This is a genomic window from Agromyces sp. Y782, from assembly GCF_059445405.1.
The window spans coordinates 1,678,663-1,697,204 of record NZ_JCAIUG010000001.1; the positions used below are offsets into that span (position 1 = coordinate 1,678,663).

An 18,542-nucleotide genomic window follows, 5' to 3' on the forward strand; every position below is an offset into this window, starting at 1 on the left:
ACGCGAACGTCCTACAAACCAGGCTCGTACCCCGCGACCCGCCCGTCGGCCGAAGCGTACTTCACGATCAGGCTCGCATCCATGCCGCCGAGTCCCTCGCCGATGAGCCGCTCGAACTGCTCGAGTGCGAGACGCGCCGCCGGCAGGTGCAATCCGGCCTCCCCGCCGGCGGCGACGGCGAACGAGAGGTCCTTCTCGGCGAGCACGGTCGTGAACGTCGCGTCGAAGCCGCGGTTCGCTGGACTCGTCGGCACGACGCCGGGCACCGGATACCAGGTGCGCAGCGGCCACGACTCCCCCGACGACACGGATGCCACTTCGTGGAACTTCGCCGGGTCGAGCCCGAGCTCAGCGGCGAGCTGCGAACCCTCGGCGACACCGAGCAGCGAGACGAAGAGCATCAGGTTGTTCGCGAGCTTCGCGGCGATGCCCATCGTCGGGCCACCGAGGTCGAAGACGTGCCCGGCCAACGGTTCGACGAGCCCGGTCGCCTCCGCGACATCCGCCGGCTCACCGCCGAGCATGAAGGTGAGCGTGGCCGCCTCGGCGCCCGCGATGCCGCCCGACACCGGTGAGTCGACGAAACGAAAACCATGGCCGACGGATGCCTCGTGGCAGAACCGCGACGTCGCCAGATCGACCGTCGAGGTGTCGAGCAGCAGGGCCGTGGTCGGCGCCGTCGCCCACACCCCGGCATCACCGCCGAAGACCTCGCGCACATGCTCGCTGCGCGGGAGCGACGTGAACACTGCGTCTGCACCTTCGACCGCCTCGGCGATGGTCGCGACGATGCGCACGCCGCGCTCGGCGGCCGCGGTGCGGGCTGCGGGCACCGGATCGACGCCCCTGACGACGTGCCCGTCCGAAACGAGGTTGCCCGCCATCGGGCCGCCCATGTTGCCCAGACCGATCCACGCGATGGTGGCCATGGTCCCTCCCGACGTCGTCGACGCGAAGCACGCTCGGGCGGAAGCCGACCGGTTCCACCTCGCATCCACGATACGTCGGGCGCACCCGCGCGGCCACCGCTGTCGCATGGGCAGCCGTGCGCACCGGCGCGCGCACCCCGTCTCACGCGCACGGCGCGAATCAGGAGAAAGGCCCCGAATCAGGACGATCTCGCGAGAATCGTCCTGATTCGGGGCCGTTTGCCTGAATCGGGCTCAGGTCACGCCGGGCGAAGCGTCAGAGTTGGTCGGACGCCTCGGGCACGGCGGCATCCGGTCGCTCCGTCTCGTGCTCCGTCTCGTGCTTCGTCTCTTGCTTCGCCTCGTGCTTCTTCTCGTGCATCGCATCTCGCTTCGCCTCGCGTCGCTCGCGGCGGCCCTCGATGAGGAGGTACAGCACAGGCACGAGCACGAGGGTCAGCAGGGTCGACGAGATGAGGCCGCCGATGACGACGATCGCGAGGTCCTGCGAGATGAACCCGCTCGACCCGGTGACACCGAACGCCATCGGCAGCAGGGCGAAGATCGTCGCGAGCGCGGTCATCAGGATCGGGCGCAGTCGCTGGCGAGCACCGTTGAACACGGCGTCGGCCACTTTCTGACCTTGCGAACGGTACTGGTTCACGAGGTCGATGAGCACGATCGCGTTCGTCACCACGATGCCGATCAGCATGAGCATGCCGATGAGTGCCGAGATGCCGAGGGGGCGGCCGGTCGCGAGCAGCAGGGCGATGGCACCCGTCGCCGCGAACGGGATCGACACGAGGAGGATCAGCGGCTGCCGCAGCGAACGGAACGTCGCCACGAGAAGCATGAAGACGATCGCGATCGCGACGAGCATCGCGAGGCCGAGCTGCTCGAACGACTCCGTCTGGGTCGAGGCGAGGCCGCCGATCTCGGCGGTGACGCCCTGCGGCAGCTCGAGTTCGGCGAGGCTCTCCTGCACCGAAGTCGTCACGGCGCCGAGCTCGCCCTCTTCGGGCGTGATCGAGATGGTCGCGACGAGCTCGCCGGCATCACGGGCGATCGACGTCGGCACGGTGACCTCTTCGACGGTCGCGACCTCCGACAGCGGCACGAAGCCGGCGGGGTTCGCAGCACTCGGCAGCATGACCTGTTCGAGTTCGGCGGTGCTCTCGGGCGCCGGCGCGCCGTCGAGGAAGATGCGGTACTCCTCGTCGTCGAGCCCGATCGAGCCGATCGCCTGCGGCGAGAGCGTGCCCGCCACGATGCCGAGCACCTGCATCTCGGTGAGACCCTGCTCGAGCGCGGTGGCACGGTCGACCGTCACCTGCACGATCGGCTGCGCCGGCGCGCGGTCGCTCGCGACCTCGGCCGCGTTCGGCGTGTCCTCGAGGGCGGCGAGCACGGCATCGGATGCCTCGGCGAGGTCGCTCTCGTTGGCGGCCTGCACGATCACGTCGACGCTGCCGCCGAAGCCGCCCATCGCGGCCGAATCGGCGAGGGCGATCTCACCGGCATCCTCGATCTCGGCGAGACGTTCACGCACCTCGTCTTGCAGCGCGGTCTGGTCGACGTCTTTCGACGTGTTCACGATGTACGTGGCGGTGCCGCCCGAACCGCCGAGCATCGACATCATGCCGCCGCCGGAGCCGGCCGTGAGCATGACGTCGTCGACGCCGTCGATGTCGAGCAGCACGTCTTCGACCTGTTCGGCGCCCACCGACACGGTCTCGAGGTCGCTGCCGGCCGGGAACTCCTGCGTGACCATGATCATGTTCTGACCGGTCGAGCCGAGGAAGTCGACCTTCAGGAACGGCACCATCGCGAAGGTGATGACGAGCAGCAGCACCGAGGAGACGAGCGTGACCACGGGGTGCTTCTGAGTGCCGCGCAGCACCGGCGCGTAACCGCGCTGCAGCCAGCCCTTGCGCTCCTTCTCTTCGGCGGCGAGGCGGGTCGCCTCGACATCGACGAGGTTCTTCGGCTGGCGGAGGAACCAGTACGAGAGCACCGGCACGATCGTCAGGGCCACGAGGAGCGAGGAGAGCATCGCGATCGTGACGGTGAGGGCGAACGGCGCGAACAGCTCACCGACCATGCCGCCGACGAGGGCGATCGGCAGGAACACGGCGACGGTCGTGAGGGTCGACGACGTGATCGCGCCGGCGACCTCCCGCACGGCGCCCAGGATCGCCTGCACCTTCGGCTCGCCATACGCGAGGTGACGCTTGATGTTCTCGATCACGACGATCGAGTCGTCGACGACGCGCCCGATCGCGATCGTGAGCGCACCCAGGGTGAGCATGTTGAGCGAATACCCGCCGAGGTTCAGCCCGATGAAGGTCACGAGCACCGAGAGCGGGATGGAGATCGCGGTCACGAGCGTCGATCGCACCGACAGCAGGAAGATCAGGATGACGACGATCGCGAAGAGGAGACCGAGCAGGCCCTCGATCGCGAGGTGCTGGATGGACTCCTCGATGAACGGCGCCTGGCTGAACAGCACGGTCAGCTCGATGCCGTCGAGTTCGTCGCCGAGCTCGGCGAGGGCGTCATCGACACCGTGCGACACGGCGACCACGTCGGCATTCTGCGTGGCCGTGATCGACAACGACAGGGCTTCCACGCCGTTGGTGCGGGTGATCGAGGTCTGCGGTTCGGTCACGAGCTCGACGGATGCCACGTCGCCGAGTTCGACGACGGTGCCGGGTGCTGTCGTGCTCGCGAGCGGGATCTCGCGCAACACGTCGAGCGAGTCGATCGGCTCGCCGCCCTGCACGGGAAGCAGCTGACCGTCTTCGGTGATGCTGCCGAGCGGCAGGGTGATGCCGTTGGCTTCGAGCGCCTCGGAGATCGCCATCGGCGAGATGCCCTGCTCTGCGAGCACGGCCTGGTCGGGGGTGATCACGACACGCTCGGTCTCAGCACCCGAGACCGTGGCGGCGCGCACGCCGTCGACGGATTCGAGGCGCGGCACCACGACGTCGTCGAGGGTTGCGGAGAGCTCGCTCAGCGAGACATCCGTCGCCCCAGCGGTCAGGAACATGATGGGCAGGGATGAGGTGCTACCCGAGAGCACCTCGGGTGCCGCGTCTTCAGGGAGCGTTGCACCGAGCCCGTCGATCGCGTCGGTGAGCGATGCGGTGAATTCCTTGGCGTCGGTGCCGTAGGCATAGGCCACCGAGACCGTGGACATGCCGCTCGAGGAGGTCGCGATGACCGATTCGACGTCGTCGAGATTCGTCAGCGCCTTCGAGATCGGCACACTGATCTGTTCGTCCATGACCTCGGGGCTCGCGCCGGGCAGCACCGTGACGATCGTGGTCTGCGGCAGCTCGATCGACGGGATGAGCTCTTGCTTCAGCTGCGTCATCGAGAAGACGCCGAAACCGGCGATCACGAGTGTCACGAGGGCGACGAGCGCTCGATTGGCGAGGCTGAAACGCGCGAGTCTGAACATGGCCGCCCTGGGGGTCGAGTGGAGCTGGAGTCGGGAACATCTGCTTCGTGCGACACGAAGCTTCGTGTCAGGCTACGTTTCCATTCCTGTGCCGCGGCTGAGAATGTGCCGGTACGGTGGTCGAGTGGAGAGCTTCGATGTCGATGCCGCCGACCGGGGCGCGCTGCTTGACGAACTCCTCCGCATGCAGGCGGCGATGGAGACGACCGTCGTGCCCGATATCGTCGAGCCGTTGCTCTCCATCCGCCTCACGATGCAGCAGCTGAAGGTGCTCGGCATCATCATGACGAACCCTGACGGCAGCACCGTGCAGGGCCTCTCGAAGGCCCTCGGCGTCTCGCTTGCGACCATGTCGGGCATCGTCGACCGGTTGACCGGTCACGACATGGCCACTCGCGTCGACGACCCCAGCGACCATCGGGTACGTCGAGTACTCGCCACCGCGAAGGGGCGCGAGCTCATGCAGGAGCTGCTCGCCGCCCGCCCCCAGCTCAGCCGTCCGCCGCTCGAACGACTCGATGTCGAAGACCTCCGCGCACTCACCCGGGGCATCGGCGCGTTGCTGCGAGTGATGGAGGCCGAGGCGGCAGCGGCCGAATCGGCGGCCTCAGGCGACGTAGAGGCTGTCAGCGCCGCCCCTGAGCCCGGCCCCAAACGCTGACTTCAGCCTCGGTACCACTCCTCGTCGATCGTCGCGAGGCGCGAAGGCCGCACCTCGTCGCCGAATCCGAAGAACCGCTGGAAGCTCATCATGAGCGGTCGCCAGCGCTCGGCATCGATGCGGTTGGCATGGCCCGGTGCGCGAACACCCTCGTGCACGTGCACGCGCACGATGTCGACTTCCACGGCCAGCAGGGCGGCAGACGCGAGGTCGGAAATGCCGAGCAGCGGATGCACCGCGGTGACCCTCCCCTCGAGGTGCACCGGGCATTCGAGCACTCGAGGCGGGGCGACGACCTCGGCGGCGATCGGGTGCGCACCGGCCTCGGTGAACTTGTCGCGCACATGCCGGTAGCCGACGCTCGCCTTGCGCTCGGAAACCGGGTCACGCCCGGTCGTGAGGGCGAGCGCGTCGACGATGTCGACCTCGGTGACTGAAGGCAGGTTGATCACGACCTCCCGTGTTGCGACGAGGTTGCGCCCGGTCTGAGATCGCGCCGCGATGCCGAGTACCGCCGTGTGGCCGAGCCACCACACGGATGAGATCGGCGCGAGGTTCGCGTGGCCGGTCTCGTCGACCGTGCTGAGGAGCGCGACGGGGGTGCCGAAGTAGAGGATCGCGGGGTCGATCGCAGCGTGGGCACCGGCGGGTGCGTCGGCGCCTGGGCGTCCGGTCCTTGGGCCGGCGTCGGCGGTGCGCGGGTCGGTCTCGGTGAAGGCCGTCATGTCCTGCTCTCATCGTCGTCTGACTCGAGCATCGCGCGGCGGCGGATCCGGATCCGGCGTGAATCGGACTTCGCGTCGGCGAGGTCTCCTCAGTCACCGTCCGTGATACGCGCTGACCGGGGCCCTCACGCGCCGGCGAGGCGCGCTCGAGCCGCGTCGAGCGCACTGCCCGTGCCCGGCGAGAGCACCTCGGCGACGACGAAGCCGTCGCGGCGCACGAGGTAGACGCGGTCACGGCGGAGCCGCCGGTCGCGCGGCCCGCTCGCGTGGCGCGCGAAGACGTGCGCCTCGACCCCGAGCTCGGCGGCGATGCGGCGCACCGCACGCTCGGGAACCCCGTAGCCGTGCACCTGCCACCGCATCGAGCGGAGCGCGGCGAAGTTGTCGCCGGTCCACGGCAGCCGCACACCGACGAGGGCGTCGCGTCGCGTGCCCGCGGCATCCGGTACCGGGTAGCGGATGCGGGTCTGCGAGACGTAGCCGAACACCCGCCGTCCACCGATGAGACGGGGCAGCAGCCGGATGACCAACGGCCCGACGAGCGGCACGATGCGCCCGCGCACGAATCGCGCGAGCGGTGTCGCCGACGTCACGACGCCGAACGCCCGGTCGGTCGTCGCGACGAGCACCTCGCCGACGGGCCGCCGCTCGGCCTCGTACCGGTCGAGCCGCGCGTCGGGCATGCCGCCGACCACGACGTCGGCGAGCGCGCACGCGAGATTGTGCGCTTCCTGCAGGCCGGTGTTCATGCCCTGCGCGCCGATCGGCGAGTGGATGTGCGCGGCATCGCCCACGATGAAGCACGGGCCCTCGCGAAAGCGCGCGGCGAGTCGGTGGTGCAACCGGTAGGTCGTGAACCATGCGGATGCCTTGTACCGCACGCCGAACTCCCGGTCGACCAGCGCCCGCACGAGCGTCTCCGACAGTTCGCCGTGCTCGTCTCGATCGCGATCACGCACGACCCCGAGCAGGCGGGCGCGGCCCGGCCCCATCGGGAAGCCGAGCAGAAAGTGCTCGGCCGTGATGCGCACGTTGATCCCCCCGTCGACGAGACCGGTGACGCCCGAGGCATCCGCAACGTAGAAGGTGTGCTCGTTCGTCACCCCCTCGAAGGGGATGCCGAGCGTCTCGCGCACGACCGAGTGCGCCCCGTCGGCGCCGACGCAGTAGCGGGCGCGCACGGTCACGGCGCCCGTCGGCCCGGCGAGGGTCGCGGTGACACCCGCTGCGGAGGTCTCGATACTCGTCCTCCTTCGTCGGGCGCTCCTCGACCAGCGTTGTTCGGGTACCGCTGGAGTAGCGAGCGCAGCGAGCGTATCGAGACCCGGTGCGGCGACCTCGAGCCGTTCGAGTCGATGGCCCCAACGCACCTCGCGCCCGCGTTCGGCGAGCGCATCGACGAGCAGCCGTTCGTTTCGGCTCTGCTCGAAGACCGTGATCTCGGGGTACGGCGTGATGCCGGCGCCGAACGCCCGCAACGGCAACCGCCCGAACGGCCGACGCCCCCGCCCCGCCCCCGGTACGACGAACGTCGCCGAGGAGCGTTCTGCGAGCACGCGATCGACGAGCCCGAGCTGATCGTAGAGCTCCATCGATCGCGCCTGCACCCCGAGCGCACGGGACTCGCGGGTCGGGCCGCGCTTGCCGTCGACGACGACCGCTTCGACGCCGAGCTTCGCGAGGCACACGGCGAGCATGAGCCCGCTCGGGCCCGCCCCCACGATGAGCACATCGGTGTCGATGCGCCCGGCTGACTCAGCGGCCTCGCCCATGGCTCAACTGTTGCACCGTGCGTCCTCGGATGCCAGAGGTGACGAACGCAGGCGAGCAAGGACCCGCTCGGTCGGTGACGCCCCCGGCAAACCGGCGGTTCCTGCTATTCGACCGCCGCCGCGACCTTCTCAGGGGCCTCGCCTGCGGCGAGCGCCTGCTCCACGGCCTCTCGCACGCGGGCGTCTTCGCGCTCCTTCGCGGCTGTCGCACGGCCCTTGCGCAGGCGCAGACCCACGACGATGAGTGCGGCGACGACGAGCACGATGATGACGAGGAGCCACGGGACCGCCCATCCGATCGCGGTCGTGCTGACGGCATCCATCGAGGTGGTGGAGCCGGAGGCGTCGGTGACGAGAGGCACGACGGTCGCCGTTCCGGCGAGCCAGAACACTGCGGGCACGCCCTGGATCGGCACCGATACCGTCCACGTCTCACCGGGCAGCAGCTGCGGCGGCGCGTCGACCGCCTCCGCCTCCACCGCGAAAAGGCCGAATGGGCCGGCTGCCGTGGCCGACTGCTGAGCGGAGATGATCGTGTTGCCGGTGTTGTGCACTGTGTAGGTCAAGGTGGCGTCGCCGGTGGCGAGTGGGCTGAGGCCGCCGTTCCACTCGACGTGCTGGTCTTCGATGGCCAGGCCCGGCGCGAGCGCCCCGCCCACGCGCAGAGCGACGCGGATTCCGAGGCGGCGGTCGACGCTGATACCCGCGGTGTCCTTCTGCGCACCCAGCGAAGTCACGATGCCGCCCGCGTAGTCGCCCGGCGTCGCGTTCTCCGGCACCGAGACGGTGAAGGGAACGGTCACGCTCTCGCCTGCGGGGACGGTCACGGTCTCGGTGCCGGCGTGTACCCAAACACCCACACCGACTGATGTCGCGCCCGAGACGAGCAGGTCGAACTGACCGCTGTCGGTCGTGTAGCCGTCCGACGAGTAGACGGCGAGCTCCAGAGGCGTCTCGCCGCGGTTGGCGACGACGAGACCGTCGTCGACGGTCGTGCCGGGGTCGACTGTGTAGGCGTAGCTGGTGCGATCGGCGCCGAAGGCGTTGGACGCTGTGCGCACCGTCCACGTCACATCGTCGGTGGCCGCGTGCGCCCCGAGCGCGGGCGACAACAGCAGGGAGAGCCCGGCGATGATCGCGACGGCGATGGTGCGGACGAAGGAGCGAGACGATGCGAGTGCGGGGCTGGTCATGCGGATCCTCTGGGAGTGGAGTGCGAAATCCGATGGTGTGGATGCCACGCGGCATCCACACCATCGGTGTGCCCTATGCCGGTCAGCCGGCCAGAGCGGTGACGGTCAGCGTGGCGCGGTAGCTGCCGTTCGCGACCTCGAGTGGGATCTTCAGATCCAGGTCGGCGCCGATCGTCGCCTCACCGCGCTCGTGACCCTGCGTCGCAGAGCCGAGGACGCGAGAGCTCGCCAGACCGTTGCCGTCGGTGTAGCCCGACTGGATGGACGAACCGGCGACGGCTCCGGCACCCGCCGTGACGACCTTCGGCGTCCAGCCGAGGTACTTGCCCGAGAAGGTGACGCCACCGTCGTGGAAGTCGCTCGACGAGGCCGAGATCGACCACGGCGCGAGCGACGTACGCGAGTCCGTGACGGCGATCGGGTTGATCTCGCCTGCGGCTTCGAAGTACTCGCCGTCCTTCTCCTTGGCGGCGCCGAGGTCGACGAGGCCGTTGTGGCCGTCGATCGTCCAGCCGAACTCGCCCGGCGCAGCCGTCGGGACGTCGACCTGCACGTCCTGCCCGTCGCCGTGGTACGGACGGATGGTCACCTTGTCGACGACGGAGCCCACCGGCTGCGCCGCGCTGGCACCGCTGTCCGGACCGCACCAGGAGACGTTGCCGAGCTCGACCGCGGCGTTGGGCGCCTCGCAGGTGCCGCTGCGGAGATTCTCCACGACAAGGGCGTCGTTCTTCACCTGGACCTTGACGTAGCTCGGCACGTGCTCCTGGTTCTGCACCGAGTTGTACCAGTAGCTGCTCGGGTTCAGCGGGTCGGCCCCATTGCCCGCGCCGCTCGTGCCGGTCGAGTCGGGGTTGGTGATGTCGTAGTACTTCGAGCCGGATGCCGAGTTGCCCGTCACGTAGACGACGCCGCCGGGCCCCGTGAACACCTCGTCCTGGCCGGGCTGCTCGTCGGGATTGGCCTTGACGCCGTTCTTGATCTCGTAGCTGCGGGTGTAGACGTGGTCGTGGCCCTGCAGCACGAGGTCGACGCCGAGGTCGGAGAACGCCGTCGGGAAGTCGACGCGGCGCACCTTGGCGTCGCCGTCCTTCGCGTGCGCCGCGGCCGAGTAGATCGCGTGGTGGTACACCAGCACGGTGTACTTCGCGTCGGCGCCGTGCGCATCGACCACGTCGCTGACGTACTCGATGTGCGCGGCATCGCCGCCACCGCCGCTCGACGTGGAGTAGCTGTTGCTGTTGAGGTCGATGAACAGCACGTCCTTGTACATGTACCAGTAGTCGCCGCCGGACGTGTTCGACGTCGGCTGGCCGTTGGCGTAGTACGGCGCCGTGCGATCGGTGTTCGGTGTGAACAGGTGCTGCTCGTACGCCTTGCCGCCCACGTCGTGGTTGCCGATCGTGGCCGCCCACGGGTACTGGCGCAGCTTGTCCGAGCTCAGGAACGCGTCCCATTGGCTCTCGTTGTTGGCGCTCTCCACCTGATCACCGCCGGAGACCAGGATCTCCGCGTTCGGGTTCGCGGCCAGCGAGACATCCAGCGTGTTGGCCCAGCCGGCGCCGTCCCTGGCGGTGTCACCCGACGATCCGATCTGCGGGTCGCCGAAGAAGAGGAAGTCGAACTCGCCGTTGAAGGAGTGCGTCGTGAACGCCGTGGTGTCGGACCAGCCGTCTTCTGCAGAGCCGACCCGATAGGAGTAGGCCGTGTTCTCCTGGAGGCCGTCGATCGTGGCGTGGCGGTTGTAGCCGCCGCTGCTCGCGATGTTCGCGGATCCGAGCGCCGAGTAGGTCTTCGCATCTGCCGGGAACCCGCCGTCGACGAGCGACGCAGTCGGGGCGACCTGCACCGACTGCGCGGTGTCGGCCGAGGAGTACCACGTGACGATGCGTTGCGCTTCGTCGGCACCGACGCCCAGGACGATGCCGGTGAGGTTCACGGTGTCAGCGGCCATCGCCGGCGCGGCGGCGATGCCGCCGAGGGCGAGCGATGTGCCGATCGTGGCCACCGTGAGCCACGAGGACGTTCGGCGCAGCGCCGATGTCCGCGTGTGTGCGCGTGCGTGAAGCACTTCTGCACGAGGGAGAGGCATGGATGTGTCCTTCTCTTGAGAGGGTGAACCGGCTGACAGCCGGACTTGCCAAACATTCGCCCGGTGCGTGAACCCCGGCTGAACAATGGGGGTCCTGCGGATTGCGGAACCGGGAAGAGTCTCAGCGGGCTCCCAGAGTGGCGAGGTCACACCCCCAGTAGCCGTTCTCCGAACCAGATGAGTCCGAAGATCGAGACGCTGACCGCAAGGGCGCCCGTCGCCCAGAGCCCGATGCGCGGCACGCGCCGGCGCAGCAGCGTCAGCAGCGGGAACAGGATGGCGATGATGACGAGCTGCACGGCCTCGATACCGAGGTTGAACACGAGCAACGACCACAGCAGGGTCCACGACCAGGGCTCGTCGATGCCCAGCGCACCGGCGAAGCCCACCCCGTGAACGAGGCCGAACATGAAGACGACACCGATGCGAAGCCAGCCCGCGCGATCCAGGCCGAACGGGCCGCTGTCCTTGGAGAGCTCCGCCGCGGCATCCCCTCTCCGCCAGAGCTGCCACAAGTGCCACGCTCCGACGATCGCGATCGACAGAGCGATGATCGGCTCGACGAACCAGGCCGGAAGCGACACGACACCGGTCGCCGCGAGGATGAACGTGATCGAGTGGGCGATCGTGAATGCGGTGGCGGCGAGAACGACCTCGCGCAGCCGTCGCGACCCGGCGATGAGGGCGAGCAGGAACAGGATGTGGTCGATGCCGGTGAGGAGGTGCTCCGCGCCGAGGTGGAAGAACTCCCAGAAGCGCTCCCAGGTGCTTTGCTCGGTCGAGAACGAGGTCTGGTCCGTGTCCAGAGCAGCGCTGCCGGAGCGTCCGTCGAGCTCGTACGTGAGCACGACCTTCGTCCCGGTGACGTACCCCTCTGCGTCGGCGAACAGCGTGCTGGTCACGACGTGCGCGTCGCCCCGAGTCGCACATGCGCTGTCGAGCGCGAGCTCGACGTAGGGCGCGTCCTGCTGCTCGGTCATCTGGATGTCGCCGGCCAGCGCCGCCGGACAGGCATCCCCGCCCGAGGTCACGACGTATCTTTCGTTCACGTAGGCGAGCACGGTGTCGATGTGCGCGTCGAGCGCATCCGCCATGGCGGGGCCTTCACCGCTCTCGAACGCCGCGGTCCCGTCCTGGAAGAGTGGATCGTCGCCCTCGGCGTCGGCCGCCGAGACCACGAGGAGGTCGTACTCGAGCTGGAGTTGCGTGCGCACGTGACCGGGCTCGGCCGACGTGACATCGGCGTAGACCACGGAGGTGAATCCGTGCGCGGCGGCGGGTGCCGTCGTCAGCGCGCCGATCGTGAGGGCCGCCGCTCCGGCGAGCAGGGTGAAGACGACGCGACGCGCACGGGACGACATGGAACTCCTTGGGGACGGGGATCCTAGAAGAGTCGACGGCAGCCGTGAACGACGGGAAGAGCGAAGGAGAACAACGGGCAAACAGCCACCTCTCACCTCGTATGCACACGGGGCGAGGGCGCAGAGTAGAGGAACCTGCGCCCGCTGCCCGATCCCGAGGACGGTCCCTCCTTGCTCCGCCGACACCGGACGATCTCGACGCTCGTCATCGCCACTCTGTCCCTCGGCCTGCTCACCGGCTGCGCGAGCGATTGGTCGGGGCACCACGCGGCCCCGACGGCGGAGGGCATGCTCGCGCCGGGCTTCGCACCTGACACGCCGCCGAGTCCGGAGGCGACGATCACACCGACCCCGGGTTCATGGGACGACGTTCATGCCTCCTCGGGCATGCGAGTGGTCCTCCTCACAGCCGGAGGCGACCGGCCGACGCAGACCCTCGTGCAAGCGGTGCGCGACTGGGCCGCAGAGGACGGCGTCGAGCTGCGCACCGTGAACGCAGACGATCATCACGTCGACGGCATCGTGGAGGCCATCGAGATGAACTCCGACCTCATCGTCGCGGTCGGCAACGACCTCATCGATCCGCTCACCATCGTCAGTGCGAGCCACCTCGATCAGCAGATCCTCGTCGTCGGTGCTGAACTCCCGGAACCGACCGACAACGTGACCGCCGTGGACTGGGCCGGCGCGTCCTTCCGCGGCGAGGGCAACGGCTCCTCGTCGACCTACGACGCGTCGTCGTTCACGCCCGAGCGATGCGCCACCGCGGTTCGTGCGGGCGTCGCCGCCGTTCTGCACGACATGACCGGCATCGTGGTCTGGATCGACTGAGCCGCACGGACCACACGAGCGGTATCCCTCCAGACCGCTCGACACCGATGCGCCTGCGTGTTCGCGGCGACCGATGCGGCGGCCGCGCCTGCTCCGACTGTCGCGCCGCGACGCGCCGAGTGCCAGACTCGAAGCCGGGGAAGGTGCCGCGTGATCAAGAAGAAGAAGACCGACGCAACGGGCGAGAGCCTCCTCACCGTGCTCATCGCCCTCGTCGCGAACGCGCTCATCGCGACCGCGAAGTCGTTCGCAGCAGCGATCACGGGCTCCGCGTCGATGGTCGCCGAGGCGGCGCACTCCTGGGCCGACACCGGCAACGAGGTGCTGCTCGTCGTCGCCGAGCGGCGCTCGCGCAAACCCGCCGATGCGCGGCATCCGCTCGGCTATGGCAAAGACGCGTACATCTGGTCGATGTTCGCGGCATTCGGACTGTTCACCGCGGGATCCGTGGTCTCGATCCAGCACGGCATCACCGAGCTCTTCGATCCAGAACCGGCGAGGGACTTCGCCGTCGCGTACGTGGTGCTCGCCGTCTCGTTCGTGCTCGAGGGCATCTCCTTCGTGCGTGCGTTCCGGCAGGCGCGCACCGACGCGCGCACCCATAATCTGAACACCCTCGAACACGTCGTGCGAAGCTCCAATCCGACGCTCAGGGCGGTCTTCGCCGAAGACTCCTCGGCGCTCATCGGCCTCGTGCTGGCGTTCCTCGGCATCATGTTGAACCAGGTCACCGGCTCCCCCGTGTACGACGCCCTCGGGTCGATCTGCATCGGTGTGCTGCTCGGTGTCGTCGCGGTCGTGCTCATCGCCCGCAACCGCGCGTTCCTGCTCGGCGAGGCGATCGACGACGAGGCCCGCAACGGCGTGCTCGCCGAACTGCTCGAGCGCCCCGAGATCGACCGGATCACGTTCCTGCACATCGAGTACACGGGCCCCGAAACGGTGTTCCTCATCGCCGCCGTCGACCTGGCGGGCGATCGAGTCGAAGCGGATATCGCGATCGAACTGCGCCGCATCGAAGACGAGCTGGAGCGGCATCCGCATGTCGGCCGTGCCGTGCTCACCCTCGCCGACCCCGGGAGCGCCTCGCTCTCGCCGGTCGCGACCACGCCGCCCCGCTGAGACTCGCGCGGCGGATTCTCGAAAAGATCCGCCCGAACGTGAGCCCTGCTCGCTATCGTGAGGACAGGCGCGGCCGTGCGGCTCGCGGATCGGAGTCCCCATGTGGTGGAACAGAAAGCGATCTGGGCCCGAGGCGGCGTCGAGCAACGACCCCGACGAGACCGCAGCCGCGCTGCAATCGCCGGCCGGTGCGCACCGCAACGAGTTCATCCTGATGGGTCTCGGCGGGGCCGCCCTCGCCGCGTTCGGCCTCGCCGGCATCGCCGGCATCGTCGCGCCCGTGTTCCTCGCGCTCGTGCTGACGATCTGCGTGCATCCACTGCGCGTCGCCCTCGAGAAGCGGGGAGTGCCTCGCGGACTCGCGACCGGCTCGGTCATCGCCGCGGTGACGGTGCTGCTCGTCGGCTTCGGCTACGCCGTACTCGTCGCATTCGGGCAGTTCGCGACCCTGTTGCCCCAGTTCACCGACGAGATCAAACAGTGGGGAGCCGATCTCGCCGCGTGGCTCGGCTCGCTCGGCATCGGCGCCGAGGGGGTCGACGCGCTGTTCGCCGACTTCGACCCGTCGGCGCTCATCGCGTTCTTCGGCGGCCTCCTCGGCGGCGTCGCCGGGTGGGTATCGGGCCTCGTGGTCATCTTCACGATGCTGATCCTCATGGCGTCGGATGCCGGGTACCTGCCGACCCTCTTGCGACAACTGCAGCCGCGCCGCCCGCTGCTCGTGACCGCGCTCACGAGGTACGGGTCGAATGTACGCCGCTACATGGTCGTGACCACGGTGCTCGGGCTTGCGCAGGGCTTCATCAACTGGCTCGCGCTCATCATCATCGGCGTGCCCGGCGCGTTCATCTGGGGTCTGCTCGCGTTCCTCTGCAGCTTCATCCCGAACATCGGCTACTTCATCGCCATCATTCCGCCGATCATCTTCGGCGCACTCGTCGGCGGCTGGCCCATGGTCATCGCCGTGATCATCGTCTACGGCCTCGTGAACGCGGTCATCCAGTCGATCATCCAGCCGAAAGTGGTCGGCAACGCCGTCGCACTCAGCCAGACGATCACGTTCTTCTCGGTGCTGTTCTGGGCAGTGATCATCGGGCCGATCGGCGCGATCCTCGCGATCCCGCTCACACTGCTCGTGCGCCTGGTGCTCGTCGACGCGAACCCGAATTCCTTCTGGATCCGACCTCTGCTCGGCGACCTCGACGAGGCGAAAGAGTCGATGGCCGAGACGGATGCCGCGACGAAGGCCGCACGCAAGGCGAGACGCGCGGGCGCCCCCTCACCGCTGGTCGAGTAGCGCCCCGCGCCCCCTCCCGCTGGTCGAGTAGCGCCCGACGAAGGAGGACGCGTATCGAGACCCCCCGCGCAAGGTCTCGATACGCTCGCTCCGCTCACTACTCGACCAACAAATCCGACCACCGCTGGTCGAGTAGCGCCCGACGAAGGAGGACGCGTATCGAGACCCCCCGCGCAAGGTCTCGATACGCTCGCTCCGCTCACTACTCGACCAACGAATCCCGTCAGAGCCAGATGTCGTCGGATGCCTCGAGCCGCCGCCACCCCGCAGCGGCGACGGCACGCGGCAGCACGTCGGCGGCGATGAGCTCGGGCATCACGAGACCCGTCAACCCCGCGACATCCGACACCGGCACCTGGAAGGTGCGGAACGGGCCGAGCGGCGGGGCCTCGCCCGGCGTCGGCGCCACGACGTCGCGTGTGTCGACGAGCGGCGCCTGGTCGACGACGAAGGCCGTCGTCGCGAGCGCGCCGCCCGAGTTCCACGCGACGATCTTCCAGAACTGAAGGGGCACGCGGATGCCGCGATAGGGCGGGTCGCCCGGAGCGAGCACCGGCGCGGTGAACACGCTGAGCTTCAGCCCGTGCGCCTCGGCGTGCTCGAGCACGTGGTCTTCGAGGCCGAGCCAGAGCTCTTTCGACTGGTTGAAGCCCGAGGCCTGCGGCGCCGCATTCGGGTAGCGGAATGTCTCGGCGTTCGCGCGTGCCGCGACCTCTGGTGAGCCCCACACCGGGTCGCGCCGGCGCACGAGGTGCCCGCGATCGAAGTCGTTGCGGGCATAGATCTCGGGCCCGGCCTGCCAGTCGGCGGGAATGCGCTCGTCGAGCTGCCAGTCGTCAGCGCGTGGGAGGTCGAGGAGCGAAGCCCCGTCGACATTGACGCCGGTGACCATGGCGAGACGCCGTGCGGTGTCGAGCACGACCGTGAAATGCAGGTAGTCGAGCTCGACGACCGCGACGGGATCGGCGGGCGCCGAGGCATCCGCTTCGCCGACTCGCGGCATCGCCGCTTCCACACCCAGGAACCGCGCGTCGAAACCCATGCCCCGAGTCGACCACGACCCGCCGACACGGCGCGAGAAGCCGACACGGCGCTAGAAGATCGAGTTGAACAGTCCGAGATCGACCGCCGCCGCCCGGAACAGGAGGAACCCGAGGATGCCGACGATCCAACCCGTCGCCTCGGCGGCGTTCTTCTCCATCCACACGCCGAACCGCGCGAGGGGCCGCTCCATCGCCCGAGCGGCGCCGAGCCGCAGCACGAGCAGCACGATGGCCGGCAGCACCATCACGATGCAATAGCCGGCGAGCAGCAGCAGCCGAGTGCCGGCGTCGTACTCCGACGTCGTCAGCAGACCGATGCCGACGAGGTACGGAAGCATCGACGCGACCTCGACGGCGGCCGCCGCGACGGCGAGCCCCATGAGCGGCAGCACGCTTCCGGCCTCGTCGGCGACATCGGTGACCGCGCGCTCACGCCACCGCGCGAACCGGCCGGGTCCGGATCGCTTGCGTTTTCCGCCGATGAAGAAGGAGCCGACGAGCATGGCGGCGCCGAGCACGAGCTGCACCCAGAGGAACGCGGGGGTCACCGAAAGCTCCATGAGCTGCGGCAGTACCGTCGCGGCGATGGTGAGCAGCACCACGCCGACCACGAGGTAGAAGCCCGCGACCGTGGCGAGGTACAGGAGGATGCGGCCCGGCCGCAGCTTGCCCGGCGCGAGCAACAGCCAGGTCGGGATGAGCAGGGTGCCGAAACTCGTCGAGTCGACGAGCGCCAGCAGCGCGAGTGCGCCGAGGAGGGCGGGGCCGGTGAGGGCAGCTCCGCTCAGAAGGTCGAGGTCCACTGGTCAAGACTGTCGGATGCCACGGACCGGCGTATCCACCGTGCGGGGGATCTCGCATATTCCGCAAGGTGCACAGACCGGGTCGTTCGCTCTCATAGACTGGGCGGCCGAAGGGGGAACATGACCGAGAATTCCCGGGGCGACGAGCCTCAACTCACTGATTCCGAGGCAGTAACGGCGGGGGCCGACTCCTCACCCGTACGCGATGAGGTCGGCGCACCGCTCCCCTACGCGACACCGCCTGTCGACGCACCGCCTCCCCCTCGGAAGGGCCTCGGCCCGGGCGCCATCATGGCGATCGTCGCCGGCGGCGTCGTGCTGCTGCTCGTACTGATCGCGATCGTCGTCTTCGCCGTCGTCGTCCCCGCCGTGCGGGGCGGTGGCGACAAGGCTGAGGGGGCGGCCGAGAGTTACCTCACGGCCATCGCCGACGGCGACGCCGAGACGGCGCTCTCCTATCTGGACGCGACCGTCTCGGGACCACTGCTCACCGACGAGGCCCTCGCCGCCTCGCAGAAGCTCGCACCGCTCACCGACATCACCATCGGCAAGCCCGACGGGAGTGAATTCTCGACCACCGTGCCCGTCACGTACACGATCGGTGACACGGCGGTCTCGACCGAGCTCTCGATGTACAAGTACGACGCCGACTCCGGATGGCAGATCTCGGGCGGCACCGGACAGTTGGGTGTCTCGCAACTCGCCGGCCTCGAGCCGACGATCAACGGGATCCCGGTCGAAGGCGATATGGACTTCGTCGACGCCCTGCCGGGCGCATACGAGTTCGCCGTCGGTGTCGAGGGCTTCACCCTCGAAGGCGAGACCGTCGTGCTGGTCACCGAATCGAGTGAGTACTCCGATACGACCGGCATGAAGCCGACCCTCACCGATGCGGCCGCAGCGGAGTTCCGGCAGGCCGTCTCGACCGCGATCAATGAGTGCGTCGCATCGACCACCCTCGACGCCGGCTGCGGTCTCACGATTCCGCAGACCCTGAGCGACGGTACCCAGCTCACCGACGGCACGATCACTCGTACGTTGTCGGCAGAGACCCGTGCCACCATGGACGCCCTCGTGCCCGAGCTGAGCTACGACATCCCCACTCTGGTGACGGCGAGCTACATCGGCTCGGTCGAGGTGAGCGCCCAGTGCACGAAGGGTGGCGCCACCGGCACGTGCTCGGTGCTGTTCGCCCCGTCTCTGGGAACCCCGTCGATGAACCTCGCCAAGGAGAGCCCCGCCGTCGAGTGGGACTGATCCCGCGAACCGGG

General features: G+C 68.7%; 14 protein-coding genes. 5 read left to right on the forward strand and 9 right to left on the reverse strand.

The features are described 5' to 3' along the window. Nucleotides 1-11 precede the first annotated feature (11 nt). Both AC1C2S_RS07680 and AC1C2S_RS07685 read right to left on the reverse strand, forming a co-directional pair. On the reverse strand, nt 12-929 hold the full coding sequence (locus tag AC1C2S_RS07680; RefSeq protein WP_495351934.1) for an NAD(P)-dependent oxidoreductase: 918 nt from the start codon (nt 927-929) through the stop codon (nt 12-14). A gap of 256 nt (nt 930-1,185) precedes the next feature. Beyond that, complete coding sequence (locus AC1C2S_RS07685) at nt 1,186-4,371, reverse strand: efflux RND transporter permease subunit (RefSeq protein WP_495351935.1); 3,186 nt, start codon at nt 4,369-4,371, stop codon at nt 1,186-1,188. 124 nt (nt 4,372-4,495) lie between these two features. Between AC1C2S_RS07685 and AC1C2S_RS07690 the strand changes: the two genes are divergently transcribed. Beyond that, nucleotides 4,496-5,032 carry a MarR family winged helix-turn-helix transcriptional regulator gene (locus tag AC1C2S_RS07690; protein ID WP_495351936.1) on the forward strand — a complete coding sequence of 179 codons (537 nt, stop codon included), beginning with the start codon at nt 4,496-4,498 and terminating at the stop codon, nt 5,030-5,032. Nucleotides 5,033-5,034: 2 nt separating this feature from the next. On the opposite strand, the gene AC1C2S_RS07695 is transcribed toward AC1C2S_RS07690, so the two are convergent. From AC1C2S_RS07695 to AC1C2S_RS07715, 5 genes are all read right to left on the reverse strand, one after another. Next, a complete protein-coding gene (locus tag AC1C2S_RS07695; RefSeq protein WP_495351937.1) occupies nt 5,035-5,757 on the reverse strand; it encodes a flavin reductase family protein in 723 nt (240 codons plus the stop codon). Between the two features lie 125 nt (nt 5,758-5,882). Continuing rightward, nucleotides 5,883-7,529 carry an FAD-dependent monooxygenase gene (locus AC1C2S_RS07700; RefSeq protein WP_495351938.1) on the reverse strand — a complete coding sequence of 549 codons (1,647 nt, stop codon included), beginning with the start codon at nt 7,527-7,529 and terminating at the stop codon, nt 5,883-5,885. Nucleotides 7,530-7,633: 104 nt separating this feature from the next. Next, nucleotides 7,634-8,722, reverse strand: a complete 1,089-nt coding sequence (locus AC1C2S_RS07705; RefSeq protein ID WP_495351939.1) for a WxL protein peptidoglycan domain-containing protein — start codon at nt 8,720-8,722, stop codon at nt 7,634-7,636. An 82-nt stretch (nt 8,723-8,804) separates the two neighbouring features. Further along, a complete protein-coding gene (locus AC1C2S_RS07710) occupies nt 8,805-10,814 on the reverse strand; it encodes a purple acid phosphatase family protein (RefSeq protein ID WP_495351940.1) in 2,010 nt (669 codons plus the stop codon). Nucleotides 10,815-10,960: 146 nt separating this feature from the next. Then, the gene (locus AC1C2S_RS07715; protein ID WP_495351941.1) at nt 10,961-12,175 is read right to left on the reverse strand and encodes a HupE/UreJ family protein; all 1,215 of its coding nucleotides are present in this window, start codon (nt 12,173-12,175) and stop codon (nt 10,961-10,963) included. Nucleotides 12,176-12,346: 171 nt separating this feature from the next. Here AC1C2S_RS07715 and AC1C2S_RS07720 point away from each other — a divergent pair, with 171 nt between their 5' ends. The 3 genes from AC1C2S_RS07720 to AC1C2S_RS07730 all read left to right on the forward strand — a co-directional run bounded on the left by AC1C2S_RS07720 (nt 12,347) and on the right by AC1C2S_RS07730 (nt 15,425). Beyond that, the gene (locus AC1C2S_RS07720) at nt 12,347-13,006 is read left to right on the forward strand and encodes a type 1 periplasmic-binding domain-containing protein (protein ID WP_495351942.1); all 660 of its coding nucleotides are present in this window, start codon (nt 12,347-12,349) and stop codon (nt 13,004-13,006) included. Between the two features lie 150 nt (nt 13,007-13,156). Then, nucleotides 13,157-14,128 (forward strand): cation diffusion facilitator family transporter, encoded by a 972-nt coding sequence (locus AC1C2S_RS07725; RefSeq protein ID WP_495351943.1) that lies wholly within the window; start codon nt 13,157-13,159, stop codon nt 14,126-14,128. Nucleotides 14,129-14,228: 100 nt separating this feature from the next. Continuing rightward, nucleotides 14,229-15,425 carry an AI-2E family transporter gene (locus AC1C2S_RS07730; RefSeq protein ID WP_495351944.1) on the forward strand — a complete coding sequence of 399 codons (1,197 nt, stop codon included), beginning with the start codon at nt 14,229-14,231 and terminating at the stop codon, nt 15,423-15,425. Between the two features lie 223 nt (nt 15,426-15,648). Here AC1C2S_RS07730 and AC1C2S_RS07735 read toward each other — a convergent pair whose 3' ends face one another. Both AC1C2S_RS07735 and AC1C2S_RS07740 read right to left on the reverse strand, forming a co-directional pair. After that, entirely contained in the window at nt 15,649-16,467 is an 819-nt protein-coding gene (locus AC1C2S_RS07735) for a DNA/RNA non-specific endonuclease (protein WP_495351945.1), read from the reverse strand. 51 nt (nt 16,468-16,518) lie between these two features. Next, a complete protein-coding gene (locus AC1C2S_RS07740; RefSeq protein WP_495351946.1) occupies nt 16,519-17,271 on the reverse strand; it encodes a GAP family protein in 753 nt (250 codons plus the stop codon). 120 nt (nt 17,272-17,391) lie between these two features. Here AC1C2S_RS07740 and AC1C2S_RS07745 point away from each other — a divergent pair, with 120 nt between their 5' ends. After that, a complete protein-coding gene (locus tag AC1C2S_RS07745; RefSeq protein ID WP_495351947.1) occupies nt 17,392-18,528 on the forward strand; it encodes a hypothetical protein in 1,137 nt (378 codons plus the stop codon). The last annotated feature ends 14 nt before the right edge of the window (nt 18,529-18,542 follow it).

Excerpts from the sequence above, each read along its gene's own strand:
- AC1C2S_RS07680 (WP_495351934.1), bottom strand. The coding sequence starts at position 929 with ATGGCCACCATCGCGTGGATCGGTCTGGGCAACATGGGCGGCCCGATG.
- AC1C2S_RS07685 (WP_495351935.1), bottom strand. The coding sequence starts at position 4,371 with ATGTTCAGACTCGCGCGTTTCAGCCTCGCCAATCGAGCGCTCGTCGCC.
- AC1C2S_RS07695 (WP_495351937.1), bottom strand. The coding sequence starts at position 5,757 with ATGACGGCCTTCACCGAGACCGACCCGCGCACCGCCGACGCCGGCCCA.
- AC1C2S_RS07700 (WP_495351938.1), bottom strand. The coding sequence starts at position 7,529 with ATGGGCGAGGCCGCTGAGTCAGCCGGGCGCATCGACACCGATGTGCTC.
- AC1C2S_RS07705 (WP_495351939.1), bottom strand. The coding sequence starts at position 8,722 with ATGACCAGCCCCGCACTCGCATCGTCTCGCTCCTTCGTCCGCACCATC.
- AC1C2S_RS07710 (WP_495351940.1), bottom strand. The coding sequence starts at position 10,814 with ATGCCTCTCCCTCGTGCAGAAGTGCTTCACGCACGCGCACACACGCGG.
- AC1C2S_RS07715 (WP_495351941.1), bottom strand. The coding sequence starts at position 12,175 with ATGTCGTCCCGTGCGCGTCGCGTCGTCTTCACCCTGCTCGCCGGAGCG.
- AC1C2S_RS07730 (WP_495351944.1), top strand. The coding sequence starts at position 14,229 with ATGTGGTGGAACAGAAAGCGATCTGGGCCCGAGGCGGCGTCGAGCAAC.
- AC1C2S_RS07735 (WP_495351945.1), bottom strand. The coding sequence starts at position 16,467 with ATGGGTTTCGACGCGCGGTTCCTGGGTGTGGAAGCGGCGATGCCGCGA.
- AC1C2S_RS07745 (WP_495351947.1), top strand. The coding sequence starts at position 17,392 with ATGACCGAGAATTCCCGGGGCGACGAGCCTCAACTCACTGATTCCGAG.